The sequence below is a fragment of the Streptomyces bluensis genome (assembly GCF_014650715.1).
GTDB lineage: Bacteria > Actinomycetota > Actinomycetes > Streptomycetales > Streptomycetaceae > Streptomyces > Streptomyces bluensis.
In genome coordinates this window covers 256,914-270,725 of the sequence record NZ_BMVM01000009.1, presented here as the reverse complement: position 1 = coordinate 270,725, position 13,812 = coordinate 256,914, and the positions used below count along the sequence as shown (strand labels likewise).

Here is a 13,812-nt window from a genome sequence, read left to right as displayed (position 1 = left end):
GTCCAGCCGGCCTCGACCCGTTCCCCGCCAACTCCCGGCGGATGTGTACGCCTTCGTCAACCGCACCGACGAACTGAACCAACTGGACGAAGTGCTGAGAGGCCGCGACGACGGCCGCCGCGACGACAGCCACGCCGTCGTCCTGGTCCACGTGGTGGCCGGCACCGCGGGGGCGGGAAAGACCTCGTTGGTCCTCCACTGGGCGCACCGGGTCAAGGACCGCATCGAGGGGCTGCTGCGGCAGCCGCTGTGACCCAGAGGGGCCGTGCCCGTCCCGGTGGCGCGCCGGGCCCGGCCGGGGCGGCACGCGGAGTTACCGTCAGCGGCATGGACGGTGATCGCCGAGGGTGGCGCGAGTGTCTGCTCAGCGGAGCGGTGTTCGCGGTGTGCATGACCGGCACCACGCTCCCGACCCCGCTCTACCCCCTCTACCAGGAGAAATTCGGTTTCTCCGAGTTGACGGTGACCGTCGTGTACGCCGTGTACGCCTTCGCGGTCATCGGCGTGCTGCTGCTGGTGGGCAACGCCTCGGACGCCGTCGGCAGGCGTCCGGTGCTGCTCTGGGGCCTGGGCTTCGCCGCGGCGAGCGCCATCTGCTTCCTGGGCGCCACCGGCCTGGGCTGGCTGTACGCGGGGCGGCTGCTGTCGGGACTGTCCGCCGGTCTGTTCACCGGGGCCGCCACGGCGTACGTGATGGAGTTGGCGCCGTCCGGCGGCGCCTCCCGGGCCACGTTCGTGGCGACCGCCGCCAACATGGGCGGACTGGGCTGCGGCCCTCTGCTCGCCGGGGTGCTCGCACAGTACGCCGCCTGGCCGCTGTACCTGCCGTTCGCCGTGCACCTCGCCCTGGTGGCCGGCTCGGTCGCCGTCGTGCTGCGCCTTCCGGAGACCGTGGGGGAGCGGCTGCCGCTGAGCACCGTACGGCCGCAGCGGCCCGGACTGCCGCCGCAGGTACAGGAGGTGTTCGGACCCGCGGCGACCGCCTCGTTCGCGGGGTTCGCCCTGTTCGGGGTGTTCACCTCGGTCAGCCCGGCGTTCCTCGCGCGGTCCCTGCACGTGACCGACCATGCCGTGAGCGGACTGGTCGTCGCCCTCGCCTTCTTCGCCTCGACCGCCGGGCAACTGGCCGTCGGCCGGTTCGGGGTGAGGCGCTCGCTCCCGCTCGGCTGCGCCGTACTCCTCGCCGGGCTGGCCCTGCTCGCGGGCGCGCTGTGGTGGGACCTGCTGGCGCTGGTGGTGCTGAGCGCGCTCGTCGGCGGGTGCGGGCAGGGGCTGTCGTTCCGCGGGGCGCTGTCCGCGGTGGCCGCGGCGTCCCCGGCGGACCGGCGCGCGGCGGTGATCTCGGCGCTGTTCGTGGTGGCGTACGCCGGTATCTCGGTGCCGGTGATCGGCGTGGGCGTACTGACGGGCCCGATCGGCCTGGAGGGCGCGGGGCTGGTCTTCATCCTGTGCATGGCCGTGCTGGTGTCGACCGCGGCCGTCTATCTGCTCCGGCGGACGGTGGCGGAGAGGACGTGAGCGAGTACGAACGTGAGCGTGGCGGACATGGGCCGGGTCCGGGAGCGTGCGTGACGCCCCCGGACCCGTCCCCGGACCCGTCCCCGGACCCGTCCCCGGACCCGTCCCCGGACCCGTCCCCGGGCCCGATCCTGACCGCTCGCGGGCCGCGTCAGCCCGCCAGCGGCAGCGCCTTCCGGGACGGCACCGCGCTCAGCAACTCCGCTCCCACCGGGTCCCCGCTGTCCGCGTCGAGGAAACTGACGCGGACGACGGGCTCGCCGGGAGTGTCGCGGCTGGACGTGGCGTCGAGTGCGAACACCACGGATACCGGCCGGGCCTGTTCCGCTGTCTCGTACACACCCGAGAACAGGAGAACGCGCCAGCCGTCCTCGTCCCAGTGGTCCAGCAGACCCGATCGGACCACGGGCGAAGCGGCTTGCCAGGCAAGGGAGTTCTCCAGCAGCTCGACGCTCGCGGCGACCGGCACCCGGTCTCCCGGCCCGGCACCGGAGAGCGGATGCCCGAAGACACGCAGCCTCGTCCGACGCAGCGGCAGCAGCCACCACCGGTCGAGGTCGGCCGAGAGCGCGATCACCACGACCGCTGCGGCAGCCAGGAATCCGAGCGACCCGGCGGGCCGCCCGGAGACCGTGGACCACCAGCTGCCGTGCGCCACGGCCGCCGCCACACCGCCCACCAGCACCACCGCGGCGCGTGCGAACGCGCGCCAGGTGATCGGCGTGTCCTCATTCGCCGAGCAGCCGCACGAGGACTCCGGGGCGAGCGCCCGCCCGTAGCCGAGATAGCCGAGAAAACCCGCGCCGAGAACGGCGGCGGCCGCCCCCGGTACCGGGTCCGCCGGTACGGCCAGCAGCCCTGCGGCGATGAGCAGTTCTCCGGCGCCGACGCCGCGCAGCACCAGCGCCGCTCGCTCGCTGCTGCTCAACATGCGGGCCAGTGCCGTCTTCGGCGCCTGGAGCACGGTGCTGCGGCTGAACAGCTTGACCGCGCCCGTCCAGCCCAGCAGACCGGCAAGGACCAGCGGGGCGAGGCCCGTTGTCAGTGAGAGCATCTCTGCGTCTTCCTCCTCGGTCCCGCTGTCAGTGCCCGACCGAGATACGGACGACATCCACGGAGTTGTCGGACGGCCGCCAGGCCCCGAGGACCTGGGCACTCTGCCCGATGCGCAACCGGGACAGGTCGGACGTGAGCGCGCGCCCCGCGTACGAGGCGTTCGTGGTGTCCGGAAGGACGTTGCCGACGATCTCGTGCTGACCGTGGGCGAGGTGGAGCCGGTTCTTGGCGATGCCGCGGATCCGGGTGTCGAGGTTCACGATGTTCACCCACACCGCGTCGGCGGCGACGGTGCCATCGGGCATCGGTACACCGCGGGCGTACAGCCCGTCACCGATCTCGATCTCCGCGGCGGTCGTGGCACGGACCTTCCACACGCTGGTGGCGTTGGTCATCTGGACGCGCGCGTGGTCACCGTAGGAGCCGGCGACCTCCAGGATGCTGCCGGTGATGCCGGTGATCCGGCCCTCCACGAAGGAGGACTTCGCGATCGCGGGGTCGAGTGACGGCTCGGCGGCGAAGGCGGCGTCGGCGTCGATGCCGCCGAGCGCGGTCGCGCCGACGATCGTGGCGCCGCTGAGGGCGGCGGTGGTGAGGAAGCGACGGCGGCCCAGGCCGCCATGGTCGTCCTGACGAGAGGTCATGTCCGCGTCCCTTCTCACTCGTAGATGTAGACCGGCAGCTTGCCGGAGCTGAGGTTGCCGATGGCCGAGAAGGCGGCCGGGGTCAGGTCCAGGACGCGGTTGGTGCGGCAGGCGCCGTTGCAGCAGGTGGCCTCGCCGCACCATTCCTTGGTACGCGGTCCGCAGTCGGTGATGGTGATGCACACCGTCGCGCCGGAACACTGGTGTCTGACGTTCATCACGGCGCCGCAACCGCGTCTGGGGATGTTCTCGCCGCACAGGTCGGGCCGGGTGATGTCCCAGCATGCCTGTGACGCGTTGGGCCAGGCGCCGTGGTTGGCGCTCGACCGGCAGTTGCCGCAGGCACCGCCGCCGGCGCTGCCGCACGGTCCCCACGCGGAACCGCAACAGAACCAGCTCGTTTCACCAGCCCACAGGCTGTTCGATCCGCAAGCCATCGTGCACCTCTCTCAGTTGAATTGACGAGTTCATGTCAAGCCTCGGAGAAGGATGTGCGCTCGGAGCATCCCCCATGATGCTGATGTCTACGCGCGTTGGCTAGAGGGCACCACTAGAGCGCACCATGACAGCCCGTCAGGTGACCGCTGATCAGACGGCCACGGTATGGCAGGCGCCTTCCCGCGTCGCCGGGACGCCGCGTCGCCGGGACGCCGGGACGCCGGGACGCTGAGAGGCCGAGACGCTGAGAGGCCTTGGCGTCGCGGCCGCCGGGGCGACAGGGCTGCCACTGGCAGTTCCAGGAAGCCGAGGGCGCCGACGAGGTACATACCAGCGATGAGCGCCCGTCCCGTCAGCCGTTCCCGCGTCCTGGACCTAGGTGGCAGAGGTACGGCGGCCGCCCCGGCGGTCGGAGCCGCGGCCACCGGTCCCGGCAGCGCCGCCCGTGGCTCCGCCGCCAGTCGTTCCGCTGGCCGTGGCTCCGTTGCCCGTGGCTCCGCGGCCCGTGGCTCCGCCGGCCGCCGCCCGTCGGCCGGATCCGCGAACGGTCTTGCCGGAAGCAGCGCGGGTCGCCGCACCGCCCGAGGACCGCCGGTCGGAACTGCGGCCGCCTCCTCCGACGGCACCGCCCGTGGCCCCGCCGGACCCCGCCCGGCGGGCAGAACCGCGCCCGCCGCTTGCGGAGGTCGCGGACGTACCACCAACTGCTGCGGCCCCGGCCCCGGCCCCGGCCCCGGCGCTGGCGCCGTTTCGGCGTCGGGGGCCGGATCGCCTGCCGGTCTTGGTGCCCGCCTTGGCGCCGGTCTTCCGGTCCAGGCCGGACGCCGTCGCTGTCGCCGGTTGGGGCACCTCGATGGTGACGGCCACGCCGGAGGGCTCGCGGGCGCCGGTGATGGTGGCCAGTTCCGCGTCGCTCGACGTGACGCGGGCCGTCCGCGGCCGGATGCCCGCGTCCGACATGAGCCGGGTGACGTCCCGTTTCTGGTCGGGCAGAACCAGCGTGACCACGCTGCCGGAGCCGCCGGCGCGGGCCGTGCGGCCGCCCCGGTGGAGGTAGTCCTTGTGATCGGTGGGGGGATCGACGTTCACGACGAGGTCGAGGTCGTCGACGTGTATGCCCCGGGCCGCGACGTTCGTCGCCACCAGGGCGGTGACCTGGCCGTTCTTGAACTGTTCCAGAGTGCGGTTGCGCTGCGGCTGGGAGCGGCCCCCGTGCAGTGCCGCCGCGCGGACACCCACGGCCAGGAGCCGCTTGGCGAGCCGGTCGGCGGACCTCTTGGTGTCGAGGAAGAGGATGACCCGGCCGTCACGGGCCGCGATGCGCGCGGTCACGGCCTTCTTGTCGGTCTCGTCCTGGACGTGGAGCACGTGGTGCTCCATGGTCGTCACCGCTCCCGCGGACGGGTCCACGGAGTGCACCACGGGGTCGGTCAGGAACCGCTGCACCAGGCGGTCGATGTTGCGGTCCAGGGTGGCCGAGAAGAGCATGCGCTGTCCGTCGGGCCGTACTTGCTGGATCAGCTTGGTGATCTGCGGCAGAAAGCCCATGTCGGTCATCTGGTCGGCTTCGTCCAGCACGGTGATGCGTACGCTGCCGAGCACGCAGTCACCCTGTGCCACCAGGTCGTTGAGCCGGCCGGGGGTCGCCACCACCACCTCGGCGCCGCGCCGGAGCGCACCGGCCTGCTTGGTGATGGACAGCCCGCCGACGACGGTGGCCAGCCGGAGGTTCACCGCAGTCGCGTAGGGGGTCAGCGCGTCCGTCACCTGCTGGGCGAGTTCCCGGGTGGGCACCAGCACGAGGGCGAGGGGCGCCTTGGGCTCAGCGCGCAGTCCGGCCGTACGGGCCAGGAGCGCCAGCCCGAACGCGAGGGTCTTGCCGGAGCCGGTGCGTCCCCGCCCCAGCAGGTCACGGCCCGCGAGCGAGTTGGGCAGCGTGGCGGCCTGGATGGGGAAGGGGGTGGTCACGCCCTGCGCGGTGAGGGTCTTCAGCAGCCCCGCGGGCATGTCCAGACCGGCGAAGTCCTCGACAGCGGGAAGTGCGGGTGTCGTGCTCTCCGGCAGCCGGAACTCGCTCGGTGACGCCGCGGAGGGGCGGGACGACGCGGACGGCCGGGACGACGAGGCGCGCCGGTCCGGCTTCTGAGACCTCTGAGACCTCTGAGAACTTTGAGACCCCTGAGACATGTGAGCCCTGCGGGACATGCAGTTATCTGCCTTCCTGGAAACAGCACAAACCGGGGTCCGCACCATGACGGTGCGGACCCCGGTGAGCGGATACGCGTCCGGCGATCAGGCGGGGACGATGTTCTCCGCCTGCGGACCCTTCTGGCCCTGCGTGACGTCGAAGGAGACCCGCTGGCCCTCCTGCAGCTCACGGAAGCCCTGGGTCGCGATGTTCGAGTAGTGGGCGAAGACGTCCGGACCGCCGCCGTCCTGCTGAATGAAGCCGAAACCCTTTTCGGCGTTGAACCACTTCACGGTTCCCTGTGCCATGACCTTCTCCTTCTGTAGGCAGAGGCCCCATCCGGAGATGCCGGAAAACAACTAATGCGCCTGATGGAACATTCCCGTCAGGCGCACATAGGTTCTATGGGTACCACAACTGCAACGCAGCAACTTTAGCACGGCTCGGCGGGCCGTGGTGGATCACCGAGGCGCGCCGGGGTCCTGACGCGTTATGTCCCCGCTACAGCAGCACCGAGCTTCGTACCTCACTGTCCGGAGATCTTGGCGCGGGCATCGGCCAGCAGTTGGAAGGCGTGCTCGCGGTCCTGCTTCAGCGTGGCGTCCACGCCGTGGACGGTGACCGTGATCAGCTTCCTGCCCTCGCCCGCGTAGGCGTCCACCCTGCCACCGACCAGGAACTCCTCGGGAGGGTCGGCCCGGTAGGTGCCGCATGCCTCCTTGGGGCCCTTGAAGCTCTCGGTGACTCCGTCGGCCGACGTAGCGTGACACTTCCCGCCGACGTACTCGGCCACCTGGGCGGGATCCTTCCAACTGAGGATCTCCAGGGAAAGCTTCACATTCCTGTGGAGCGGCCCGCTCGTACCGAGGCCCGCCTCCCTGACCGAGATATTGACCAGGCACGACCCCTTGCCGTCCTGGAAATGCCCGTTGACGTCGGCGAACTCGTTGTCGCCAAGCGCCGCGGCGACCGTTTCCGGCTTCAGGTAGTGGCCACAGCCCGTGTTGACCCCCTTGGTCAGCGCTCTGGTCACCGAGGGGCCGGTCTCGCTCCTGCCGCCTCCTCCGCACCCGGTCATCAGCAGCAACGCCACGATCAACCCGGCCCCAGCAAACTCGCTGCGACGCATCTCCGCCCCCATCACCCTGGCACATCACCGCCACCCGACACGGCGGCGGGACCTTAGCAGGTACGCCGGAGGCCGAGGTTGAGCAACCGCGACTCGGTGGGGGCGCAGGCGGGGTGACCGCGTACAAGGGCGTCGGTGGCCCCGGTGCCCTTCGTGGTGTGATCTCGCTTCCTGTCGCTGCCTCTTCACCGGCACATAGCCTGCTGTACGAGAGCTACGACCCAGGAGGGCCCGCATGCCCAAGACGACTCAGCTGCGCACCTACACCGTGCGAGAGGGACTGCTCGACGAGTGGGTGGAGCGGTGGCGTACAGAAATCGTGCCGCTACGCCTGGCGCTGGGCTTCACCATCGATGGCGCTTGGGTGGACCGCGCGCGAAACCAGTTCATGTGGCTCATTTCCTACGACGGCCCGGAGCCGTTCACCGACCGTAACGCGCTCTACTGGGCTTCGCCGGAGCGGAAGGTGATGAACCTGGATCCGGGCGACTACTTGCTGCACACCGATGACCGGACGGTCGAGCCGCAGTTGTGATCACGGTCCAGCGGGAGCATGTGGTGTCGGCGTTCGCCATTGCTGCGGCGCAGCCTCAACGTCCGGTGCGCAGGCACAGTGGCCGGAGCCACTCGAACCGAACGTTGTGCGATTGTCCTTCAGTTCGTTCTCTTCAACCCTCGGTGTGGAGGGTGATGCAGTGAGCGTAAGCAAGAGCCGGACGTTGGGAGTTGTGGGCACCAGCGCCGGAGGCGTCGAGACCTTGCGGACCGGACTCGTGGAGCCGGCGCTGGCCCGGGGATGGCGAGTGGCCGTGACACTCACACCGACCGCCGGTCACTGGCTTCGCATGAGCGGCGAGGCCGACCGCTTGGAGGAGCTGACAGGGTTGCCTGTCCGTCACGAGGCACGACTGCCCGGTGATACGAGTCCACATCCGAAGGTGGACTGCTACGTGGTCGCCCCCGCGAGCGCCAACACGGTGGCCAAGCTCGCGACCGGCATCGCCGACAACCAAGCGCTGACTCAGGTTGGGGAAGCCATCGGCACCCACGGCCTGCCCGTTGTGGTGTTCCCTCGGATCAACGCTGCCCACGCCCGCCACCCCGCATGGAAGCGTCACATCGCAGCGCTACGAGACGCCGAAGTCCATCTCGTCTACGGGCCGGAGGCCTGGCCGCTGTACGAGCCACGGGAAGCACCCGCCGGGCGTCAGTTGCCGTGGACGGCTGTGCTAGACACGGTCGACCGAGCTATGGAGTGACACCCGTCCTGCGGCGTACGAGAGCTACGACCCAGGAGGGACCGCATGCCTAAGACCACTCAGCTGCGCACCTACACCGTGCGGGAGGGAGCGCTCGCCTGAGAGGCCCTGCCCTTCAGGGCAGGGCCTGCCCTGCGGCATAGCTACAGAGGGTCCTCAGGCCTTGTCAGCGTCGGCGAAGAGGAGAGTGGGCTCGGCCAGGATGTCGCGGCCGGCCTCACTCTTGTAAATCTCGTCGACGCTGCCGAACCGGGCTTCGGTGTAGTCGAGGTCGAGCAGGGCCGCCGCCTGGCGCACCGACGCCTCATCGGGTCCTTCGATCTCGACGAAGGTGGGCAGGTCGGGCCAGGTGTCGAAGTCGAAGGCGACCTCGCCCAGGCGCCACTCCTCGCGGTAGTTCTCCTGGTAGCGGACCTCGCGCAGGCCGAGGCGGCGAAGGATGTCAGCCGTGGCGTGCAGATCGGTGACCTCGGTCTCGATCTCGATCGTGCCGTCGATCGTGGTGGGGTCGGTGACCTGTTTGAGCGTCAAGGTTGAGCGGGTGCCTTCGTCGCGGAGGCGGAGCCACTGGCCGTTGTCGAGTGCGTCGTTCTCGAAGATCTTGCGAGTGAGCAGCGTTCGCGGGAACGTCTGCGTGGCGCCGAGGGCGGTGAGCTTTGCCTGGAGACCGGTCACGTCGACGGACAGGAACTTGGCTTCGTACTCGTGCTTCATGATCCTCTTCTTCAGTTGCTGTTTCGGCTACTTGGCGGTGCGGACCGCGAGGAGCAGGCCCATGCGATGGGTGTGGTCCTGGAGTCGGCCGACGTGGGCACGCTCGGTGAACTCGTTCGCGGCGTCAAAAGCAAGTCCTCACCGTTCCGTAACGGGTACAGGGCTGTCTGGGGAATCCAGCCACGCCGTTTCGCCGTCCGGAGTGACCGTGAGCCCGAAGCGATCGAAGCCCGGGCGGCCCCGGCCGTCCCACCAGCGCCACGCTGTCTCCAGCTCGTCCCACAAGTTCCGCGGGCCGTACTGTGCGACGTCGTACTCGATCCGACCCTTCTCGTAGTCGGCCACGGCCCAGGAGGTCACCTCCGTGTCGTACAGCCACAGCCGGTAGGCCCCATCGGCTCCGGATTCCACGCGGCAGAACAGCGCAGGAACCTGAAGACCGATGACGAACATGTGCAGCCAGTCGCCCACGTCGTCGGGCGACAGCGCCGTCCTGGAGCGCGTGCCGCCCGCCCCGGTCAGGTAGGCGCTCTTCGGAGGCAGACTCTTCCGCTGCTGCCGGAGTCGCATGAACGCCGACGAGCCGATGAACGGGCCGGACGCCGTACCGCCGTCAGCGACCGTGAGCCGAGCGACAGCTTCCCCGCCGTACGTCGGCCCCCAGGGAGCCACGATCACGCCGCCGGGACGTGTTTGCTCGATCCATGTGAGCGGCACACTGCCGATGGAACAGGTCGCGATGACTCGGTCATACGGTGCTCCGGGTGGGTACCCCTCGGCGCCGTCGCCGACGATGCACTTCGGATGGAAACCCGCTCCGCGGATGCGTTCTCGTGCGTCTCGGGCGTTGGCTTCATCGACCTCGACCGTCATGACGTTCTCTGACCCGAGCCGCTGACACAGGAGAGCGGCGTTCCAACCAGTGCCCGTGCCGATCTCCAGCACGCGTTGTCCCGTGTCGACGCTCAGAGCGTTCAGCATCGAGAACACCATGGTCGGCATGGAGTTGGAGCAGGTGGGCATCCGCCCCTTGCCGGGGCCGGTGTACGCACCGTCATCCCATTGCGTCGTGATCGGCGCATCCCGGTAGACGGCCGCCCACCAGTCGTCGGGCTCATCGGACCGAATCACGCGATCATCCTGCCGATTCATGCCGGCGCGCCCAGGCCAGATCACATCAGGCACGAAGAGATGCCGGGGTACGGCCTCGTACGCAGGCAGCCAGTTGCTCTGCAGGGCACCAGATTCCATGAGCGAGGAGGCGAGCGCTTGAGGGCCCGCCTCCTGCACGTCGACGTCGTACGCGTTCACTCAGCGACCGTCCGCCGGGCCCTGTCCGTCATTGGTGTTGCCACCCTCGTCAGACCCGCCTCCGCCGTGCTTATTGCCGCTGTCGCTGTCGTCCTGCGGGTTGCCGCCGGTCGCCATGGTCAGCCACCACGTGCGCATGTCTCTGTCCTCCTGGTTGTAGATGGTGCTCGTTGAGTCGTTTCGCTCGCAGGCAACGGATGTCACGGGGTGCGCGAGGGCTGGTCTCCCTTGGCCACGCCACCGCCCGGCGGGACAGGGTCGGGGTTCGGTGGGGCCGGTGGCGTTGCGCCAGTGTTCATGCTGTTTCTCCTTCCTTGCGTGAACGCACACGTCTCGCAGTCCTCGGAGCCACCCCAGACGGAATGCGCCTTGCCGGACGCCGCGCAGCGGGTCTCTGCATCTGTGGATGCAAGGGGGTAGCAGTCAACGGGGTCACAGCACCTCGCCGCGGCTCCGAGTATTGGCCTGTCGGACACGATCACGGAGTGTGGGGCGACTGTTCAGCGGCGCTTTCAGAGCGGAGTGCGGGGAAGGGCCTGCCTCTTCTTCGCCTCGTTGGCCTGGTGAATCCTCAAGGATCCGTGCCTCGTTTGCCATGGCTGGTCACCTTTCCTGACTGCTTGCCAGGACAGACACGCTAGAAAGGGCGACAGTGTGGTCTCAACGAACGTGCGCGGACTTGCACGCGGTCACTCAAGAGAGTCAATGGCTGATGTGATCAGCGTCCGGGCAGGGGCGCCGTACACCGCCAAGTCGGCCAACGCGGCAAAGGTTTGGGCGTACATGTGGATCTCGTGGGGCTGCGCGATCGTGAGAAATGCGGAGACCAACTCGACGTTGACCTGCGCGTCATCGAAGATCCAGAAGTCTTCCACGGGCCACAACGCCGTGCGGTCCGCACTGAGCGGGATCACGCCCAGGCTGACGTTCGGCAGCGTTGCCAGAGACAGCAGGTGACCGAGTTGTCCGGCCATGGTCTCGGCGCCGCCGATACGGTGCCGTAGTGCGCTCTCCTCAAGGATCACCGCGAAGCGACGGGTGCTCTCGTACAGGACGCGCTGCTTGTCCACGCGTACCCGAACCGCTTTCTCCAAGTCGTCGGGCAGCGCACGCCGGTCACGAATCGACGTGAGCAGTGCCTCGATGTAGGCACGGGTCTGGAGCGGCCCAGGAATGAGCCAGGACGAGTAGGCCCTGAAGTGCCGAGTGCGTTCCCACAGCGGGATGACCGACTCCTGCGCACGACGCAGCCCGGAGCGCTCCATGCGCCGCCACTCGACGTACGCGCCATCGATGTTCCGCGTCGTGGCGATCAGGTCGGCTGCCTGGTCGGCGACGCCACAGTGTGTGGCGTACACGTGCAGATCATCGTCCGACGGGGGTGTACGACCGTTCTCGATGCGGCTGCACTTGCTCTCGTGCCAGCCGGCCCGAGAGGCAAGCTCGCGCGCCGTCAGCCCAGGAGTCTTTCCGGATCTCGCGCAGTCGCTTACCCAGGGCCTCTCGGGCTTGCTGGACGCTGGACGATGAAGTCACTTCGACGGTTCTGTGTGTGCTGTCAGGCGGGCCGGTACTCCTCATGCGGGGTCGCGCGTTCCCACACCGCAGTGAACGCGGAGGCACACAGCGACACCACGGCGGGGTCGGTCACGAGTTCCTCGCCAGTCATCGTCCCGTCGCCGGCGAAGTGATTGAACAGTACCGACGTGCCGTCGAACAACCAGAAGTCGTTGCCGGGCAGTGCCACTCCGGAGGCCTGCCTGCGGGACAGCCAGCGCACGGCCTCACCGGCCTTGACGTTGTGCCCGCTCGTGAGCTCGTACTCGTATCGCACGTACGGGGAGATCGGTTCGGACACGATGCGTGCACGGTGAACCGCCACGCCACGGGCCACTGCCGTGGAGACCAACTCGATCCACCAGGGCCAGCGCTCCGCAGGATCGAACCTGTCGCCCGAAACCCACTCGCGGTAGTCATCGTCGAGCCCGTACGCGTCCCTCATTTCCAGGTGAAACGCGCTGTGTTGGGCGGAGCGGAAGAGATCTTCAAACGCCGACTCCGTCGCCACCGTTCACCTCCGGGAAGAACTGCATCATGCGCCTCGGGAACTCGATCACCGTCTCATGGTCCGGGATCTCCATCTGAGCCAGACGCTCGGCGTCCGTGACGCGCCATCCCTGCAGGATGTAGTTCCCGGTCTCGTCGTCCAGGTACACCGTCGGAGAGCCGTTGTTGGGACTCTCCGGGTCCTTGCCCAGCCGGTGCAGTGTCATGGTGTCCTCCCGCCTTCGGTGACGATCGACGTGATCAGGCTTGCGCCGGATCATCCGTGCACGCCAGCGACTTGCACGAACTTCTACGAGATCAGGGTGCGGACTGCCCATGCTTCAAGTTCTGCACGAAAGAGCGCCAAGCGTCGCCTCGAACGCTGATCGCAGACTCTCCCGAGCCCTTCGAGTCTCGAACCAGGACGCCGCCACTGGTCCAAGCACACTCGACACATTCACCCCCTGCACCGTTGCTGTACGACGACGTGAACCACTTCAGGCGGTCACCGCGCCTGGACTCTGCAATGCTCACTGTGCGTATTCCTTCAGGATGGACTTGATCAGCTGGCTGGAGCGTTGAGGACTCAGAGCCGCGGCTCGCAGGCCGTCGAAGGCCCTGGTGTACTCACGCACATGATGCTCGCCTTCGAGGTAGACGGCATCGGTGATGCCGTCTCGGTACACGATGTCCGGGTCTTCCTGGTCAGGGAAGCCGAGCATGGTGAAGGACCCTGTGGCCGGATAGGTGCCCGAGTCGAAAGGCAGAACTTGCAAGGTCACACTCGGCAATTCAGCTGACTCCACGACGCATTCGAGTTGTTCGCGCATCAGTGCCCGATCCCCGATCATGTTGCGCAGAGCACCCTCGTTCATGACGAACCAGGCGTCAGGCGCATCAGGCCGCAGCAACATCGTCTGGCGCTCCATACGTACACGTACGGCTCGGTCGATGTCCTGGGCGGACATGTGCGCGCCGGTCCTGTGGAGTTCGCCGGCATAGGACGCGGTCTGCATGAGACCGGGGATCACCTCGCACTGGTATTGGCGGAACGTAGAGGCGTCCTGTTCCAGGCCGATGTAGATGTTGAACCACTCGGGGACACCAGCGCCGTGCACCTGCCACCAGCCCCGTGTCTTGGCTTGTCGAGCCAGTGACTTCAGGAACTCGCGCAACTCGTCACTGGTTCCGTAGAACCGGCACAGGGCGTCGATGTCGGACGGCTGAATCCTGCCGCTGCCCGTCTCCATCCGGTTGACCTTGGAGCCGCTCCAGTCCAGCGCCTCACCGACCTGGGCGCAGGTGAGCGCGCTCTTCTCGCGGAGCTTCTTCAGCTCGATCGAGAGACGACGACGGCGTGCCGTCGGTGAACCAGCCATCTCAACCATCCTTCGAATAACGGACGTTCAGTCTCGTGCCAAGGGGCGTGCTTGCCAATCACTCGGTAGTGGGAATCCCTTCGTGCACATTGCACATCGGGATACGCGGACGCCATGCTAACCAGCAGCG

19 protein-coding genes and 1 pseudogene are annotated in these 13,812 nt (G+C 68.2%); 6 read left to right on the top strand and 14 right to left on the bottom strand.

Annotated features, from left to right (window positions below; translation table 11 throughout):
- Positions 1–43 precede the first annotated feature (43 nt).
- A complete protein-coding gene (locus IE262_RS23135; RefSeq protein WP_134035533.1) occupies positions 44–253 on the top strand; it encodes a hypothetical protein in 210 nt (69 codons plus the stop codon).
- A 74-nt stretch (positions 254–327) separates the two neighbouring features.
- Entirely contained in the window at positions 328–1,518 is a 1,191-nt protein-coding gene (locus tag IE262_RS23130; RefSeq protein ID WP_189876164.1) for an MFS transporter, read from the top strand.
- A gap of 151 nt (positions 1,519–1,669) precedes the next feature.
- On the opposite strand, the gene IE262_RS23125 is transcribed toward IE262_RS23130, so the two are convergent.
- The 3 genes from IE262_RS23125 to IE262_RS40565 are packed head-to-tail and all read right to left on the bottom strand — an operon-like array spanning position 1,670 to position 3,403.
- Positions 1,670–2,572, bottom strand: coding sequence for a MauE/DoxX family redox-associated membrane protein (locus IE262_RS23125; RefSeq protein ID WP_189876163.1), 903 nt, complete (start codon positions 2,570–2,572; stop codon positions 1,670–1,672).
- 28 nt (positions 2,573–2,600) lie between these two features.
- On the bottom strand, positions 2,601–3,218 hold the full coding sequence (locus tag IE262_RS23120) for a cell wall protein (RefSeq protein ID WP_189876161.1): 618 nt from the start codon (positions 3,216–3,218) through the stop codon (positions 2,601–2,603).
- Positions 3,219–3,232: 14 nt separating this feature from the next.
- Positions 3,233–3,403 carry an RlpA-like double-psi beta-barrel domain-containing protein gene (locus tag IE262_RS40565; RefSeq protein ID WP_351079790.1) on the bottom strand — a complete coding sequence of 57 codons (171 nt, stop codon included), beginning with the start codon at positions 3,401–3,403 and terminating at the stop codon, positions 3,233–3,235.
- Here IE262_RS40565 and IE262_RS40560 point away from each other — a divergent pair.
- Positions 3,396–3,680: a hypothetical protein gene (locus IE262_RS40560; RefSeq protein WP_351079792.1), complete on the top strand. Its 285-nt coding sequence runs from the start codon at positions 3,396–3,398 to the stop codon at positions 3,678–3,680. The genes IE262_RS40565 and IE262_RS40560 overlap by 8 nt on opposite strands.
- Positions 3,681–4,031: 351 nt before the next feature.
- Here IE262_RS40560 and IE262_RS23110 read toward each other — a convergent pair whose 3' ends face one another.
- Entirely contained in the window at positions 4,032–5,663 is a 1,632-nt protein-coding gene (locus tag IE262_RS23110; protein WP_229877406.1) for a DEAD/DEAH box helicase, read from the bottom strand.
- On the opposite strand from IE262_RS23110, the gene IE262_RS39570 reads away from it, so the two are divergent.
- Complete coding sequence (locus tag IE262_RS39570) at positions 5,662–5,802, top strand: hypothetical protein (RefSeq protein WP_229877405.1); 141 nt, start codon at positions 5,662–5,664, stop codon at positions 5,800–5,802. The genes IE262_RS23110 and IE262_RS39570 overlap by 2 nt on opposite strands.
- A 146-nt stretch (positions 5,803–5,948) precedes the next feature.
- Here IE262_RS39570 and IE262_RS23105 read toward each other — a convergent pair whose 3' ends face one another.
- Positions 5,949–6,152 carry a cold-shock protein gene (locus IE262_RS23105; protein WP_023544341.1) on the bottom strand — a complete coding sequence of 68 codons (204 nt, stop codon included), beginning with the start codon at positions 6,150–6,152 and terminating at the stop codon, positions 5,949–5,951.
- 218 nt (positions 6,153–6,370) lie between these two features.
- Entirely contained in the window at positions 6,371–6,973 is a 603-nt protein-coding gene (locus IE262_RS23100) for a hypothetical protein (protein WP_189876157.1), read from the bottom strand.
- Between the two features lie 235 nt (positions 6,974–7,208).
- On the opposite strand from IE262_RS23100, the gene IE262_RS23095 reads away from it, so the two are divergent.
- Both IE262_RS23095 and IE262_RS23090 read left to right on the top strand, forming a co-directional pair.
- On the top strand, positions 7,209–7,508 hold the full coding sequence (locus IE262_RS23095; protein ID WP_134035553.1) for an NIPSNAP family protein: 300 nt from the start codon (positions 7,209–7,211) through the stop codon (positions 7,506–7,508).
- Positions 7,509–7,701: 193 nt separating this feature from the next.
- The gene (locus IE262_RS23090) at positions 7,702–8,232 is read left to right on the top strand and encodes a flavoprotein (protein ID WP_229877404.1); all 531 of its coding nucleotides are present in this window, start codon (positions 7,702–7,704) and stop codon (positions 8,230–8,232) included.
- Between the two features lie 156 nt (positions 8,233–8,388).
- Here the strand turns inward: IE262_RS23090 and IE262_RS23085 are convergent, their stop codons facing one another.
- From IE262_RS23085 to IE262_RS23050, 8 genes and pseudogenes are all read right to left on the bottom strand, one after another.
- Positions 8,389–8,946 (bottom strand): class IV adenylate cyclase, encoded by a 558-nt coding sequence (locus tag IE262_RS23085; RefSeq protein WP_189876154.1) that lies wholly within the window; start codon positions 8,944–8,946, stop codon positions 8,389–8,391.
- A gap of 138 nt (positions 8,947–9,084) precedes the next feature.
- Positions 9,085–10,257 (bottom strand): methyltransferase domain-containing protein, encoded by a 1,173-nt coding sequence (locus IE262_RS23080; RefSeq protein WP_308432779.1) that lies wholly within the window; start codon positions 10,255–10,257, stop codon positions 9,085–9,087.
- Entirely contained in the window at positions 10,258–10,395 is a 138-nt protein-coding gene (locus IE262_RS23075; protein ID WP_166681621.1) for a hypothetical protein, read from the bottom strand.
- A 551-nt stretch (positions 10,396–10,946) separates the two neighbouring features.
- Positions 10,947–11,838, bottom strand: a pseudogene (locus IE262_RS23070) (helix-turn-helix domain-containing protein).
- Positions 11,816–12,259: a DUF6879 family protein gene (locus tag IE262_RS23065; RefSeq protein ID WP_229877403.1), complete on the bottom strand. Its 444-nt coding sequence runs from the start codon at positions 12,257–12,259 to the stop codon at positions 11,816–11,818. The pseudogene IE262_RS23070 and the gene IE262_RS23065 overlap by 23 nt, the downstream one beginning before the upstream one ends.
- A 43-nt stretch (positions 12,260–12,302) precedes the next feature.
- Positions 12,303–12,530: a hypothetical protein gene (locus IE262_RS23060; RefSeq protein WP_134035564.1), complete on the bottom strand. Its 228-nt coding sequence runs from the start codon at positions 12,528–12,530 to the stop codon at positions 12,303–12,305.
- Positions 12,531–12,621: 91 nt separating this feature from the next.
- Positions 12,622–12,837 (bottom strand): DUF397 domain-containing protein, encoded by a 216-nt coding sequence (locus IE262_RS23055; RefSeq protein WP_189876149.1) that lies wholly within the window; start codon positions 12,835–12,837, stop codon positions 12,622–12,624.
- Positions 12,834–13,682 carry a helix-turn-helix domain-containing protein gene (locus tag IE262_RS23050; protein ID WP_189876147.1) on the bottom strand — a complete coding sequence of 283 codons (849 nt, stop codon included), beginning with the start codon at positions 13,680–13,682 and terminating at the stop codon, positions 12,834–12,836. Before IE262_RS23050 ends, IE262_RS23055 begins: the two co-directional genes overlap by 4 nt.
- Between the last annotated feature and the right edge of the window lie 130 nt (positions 13,683–13,812).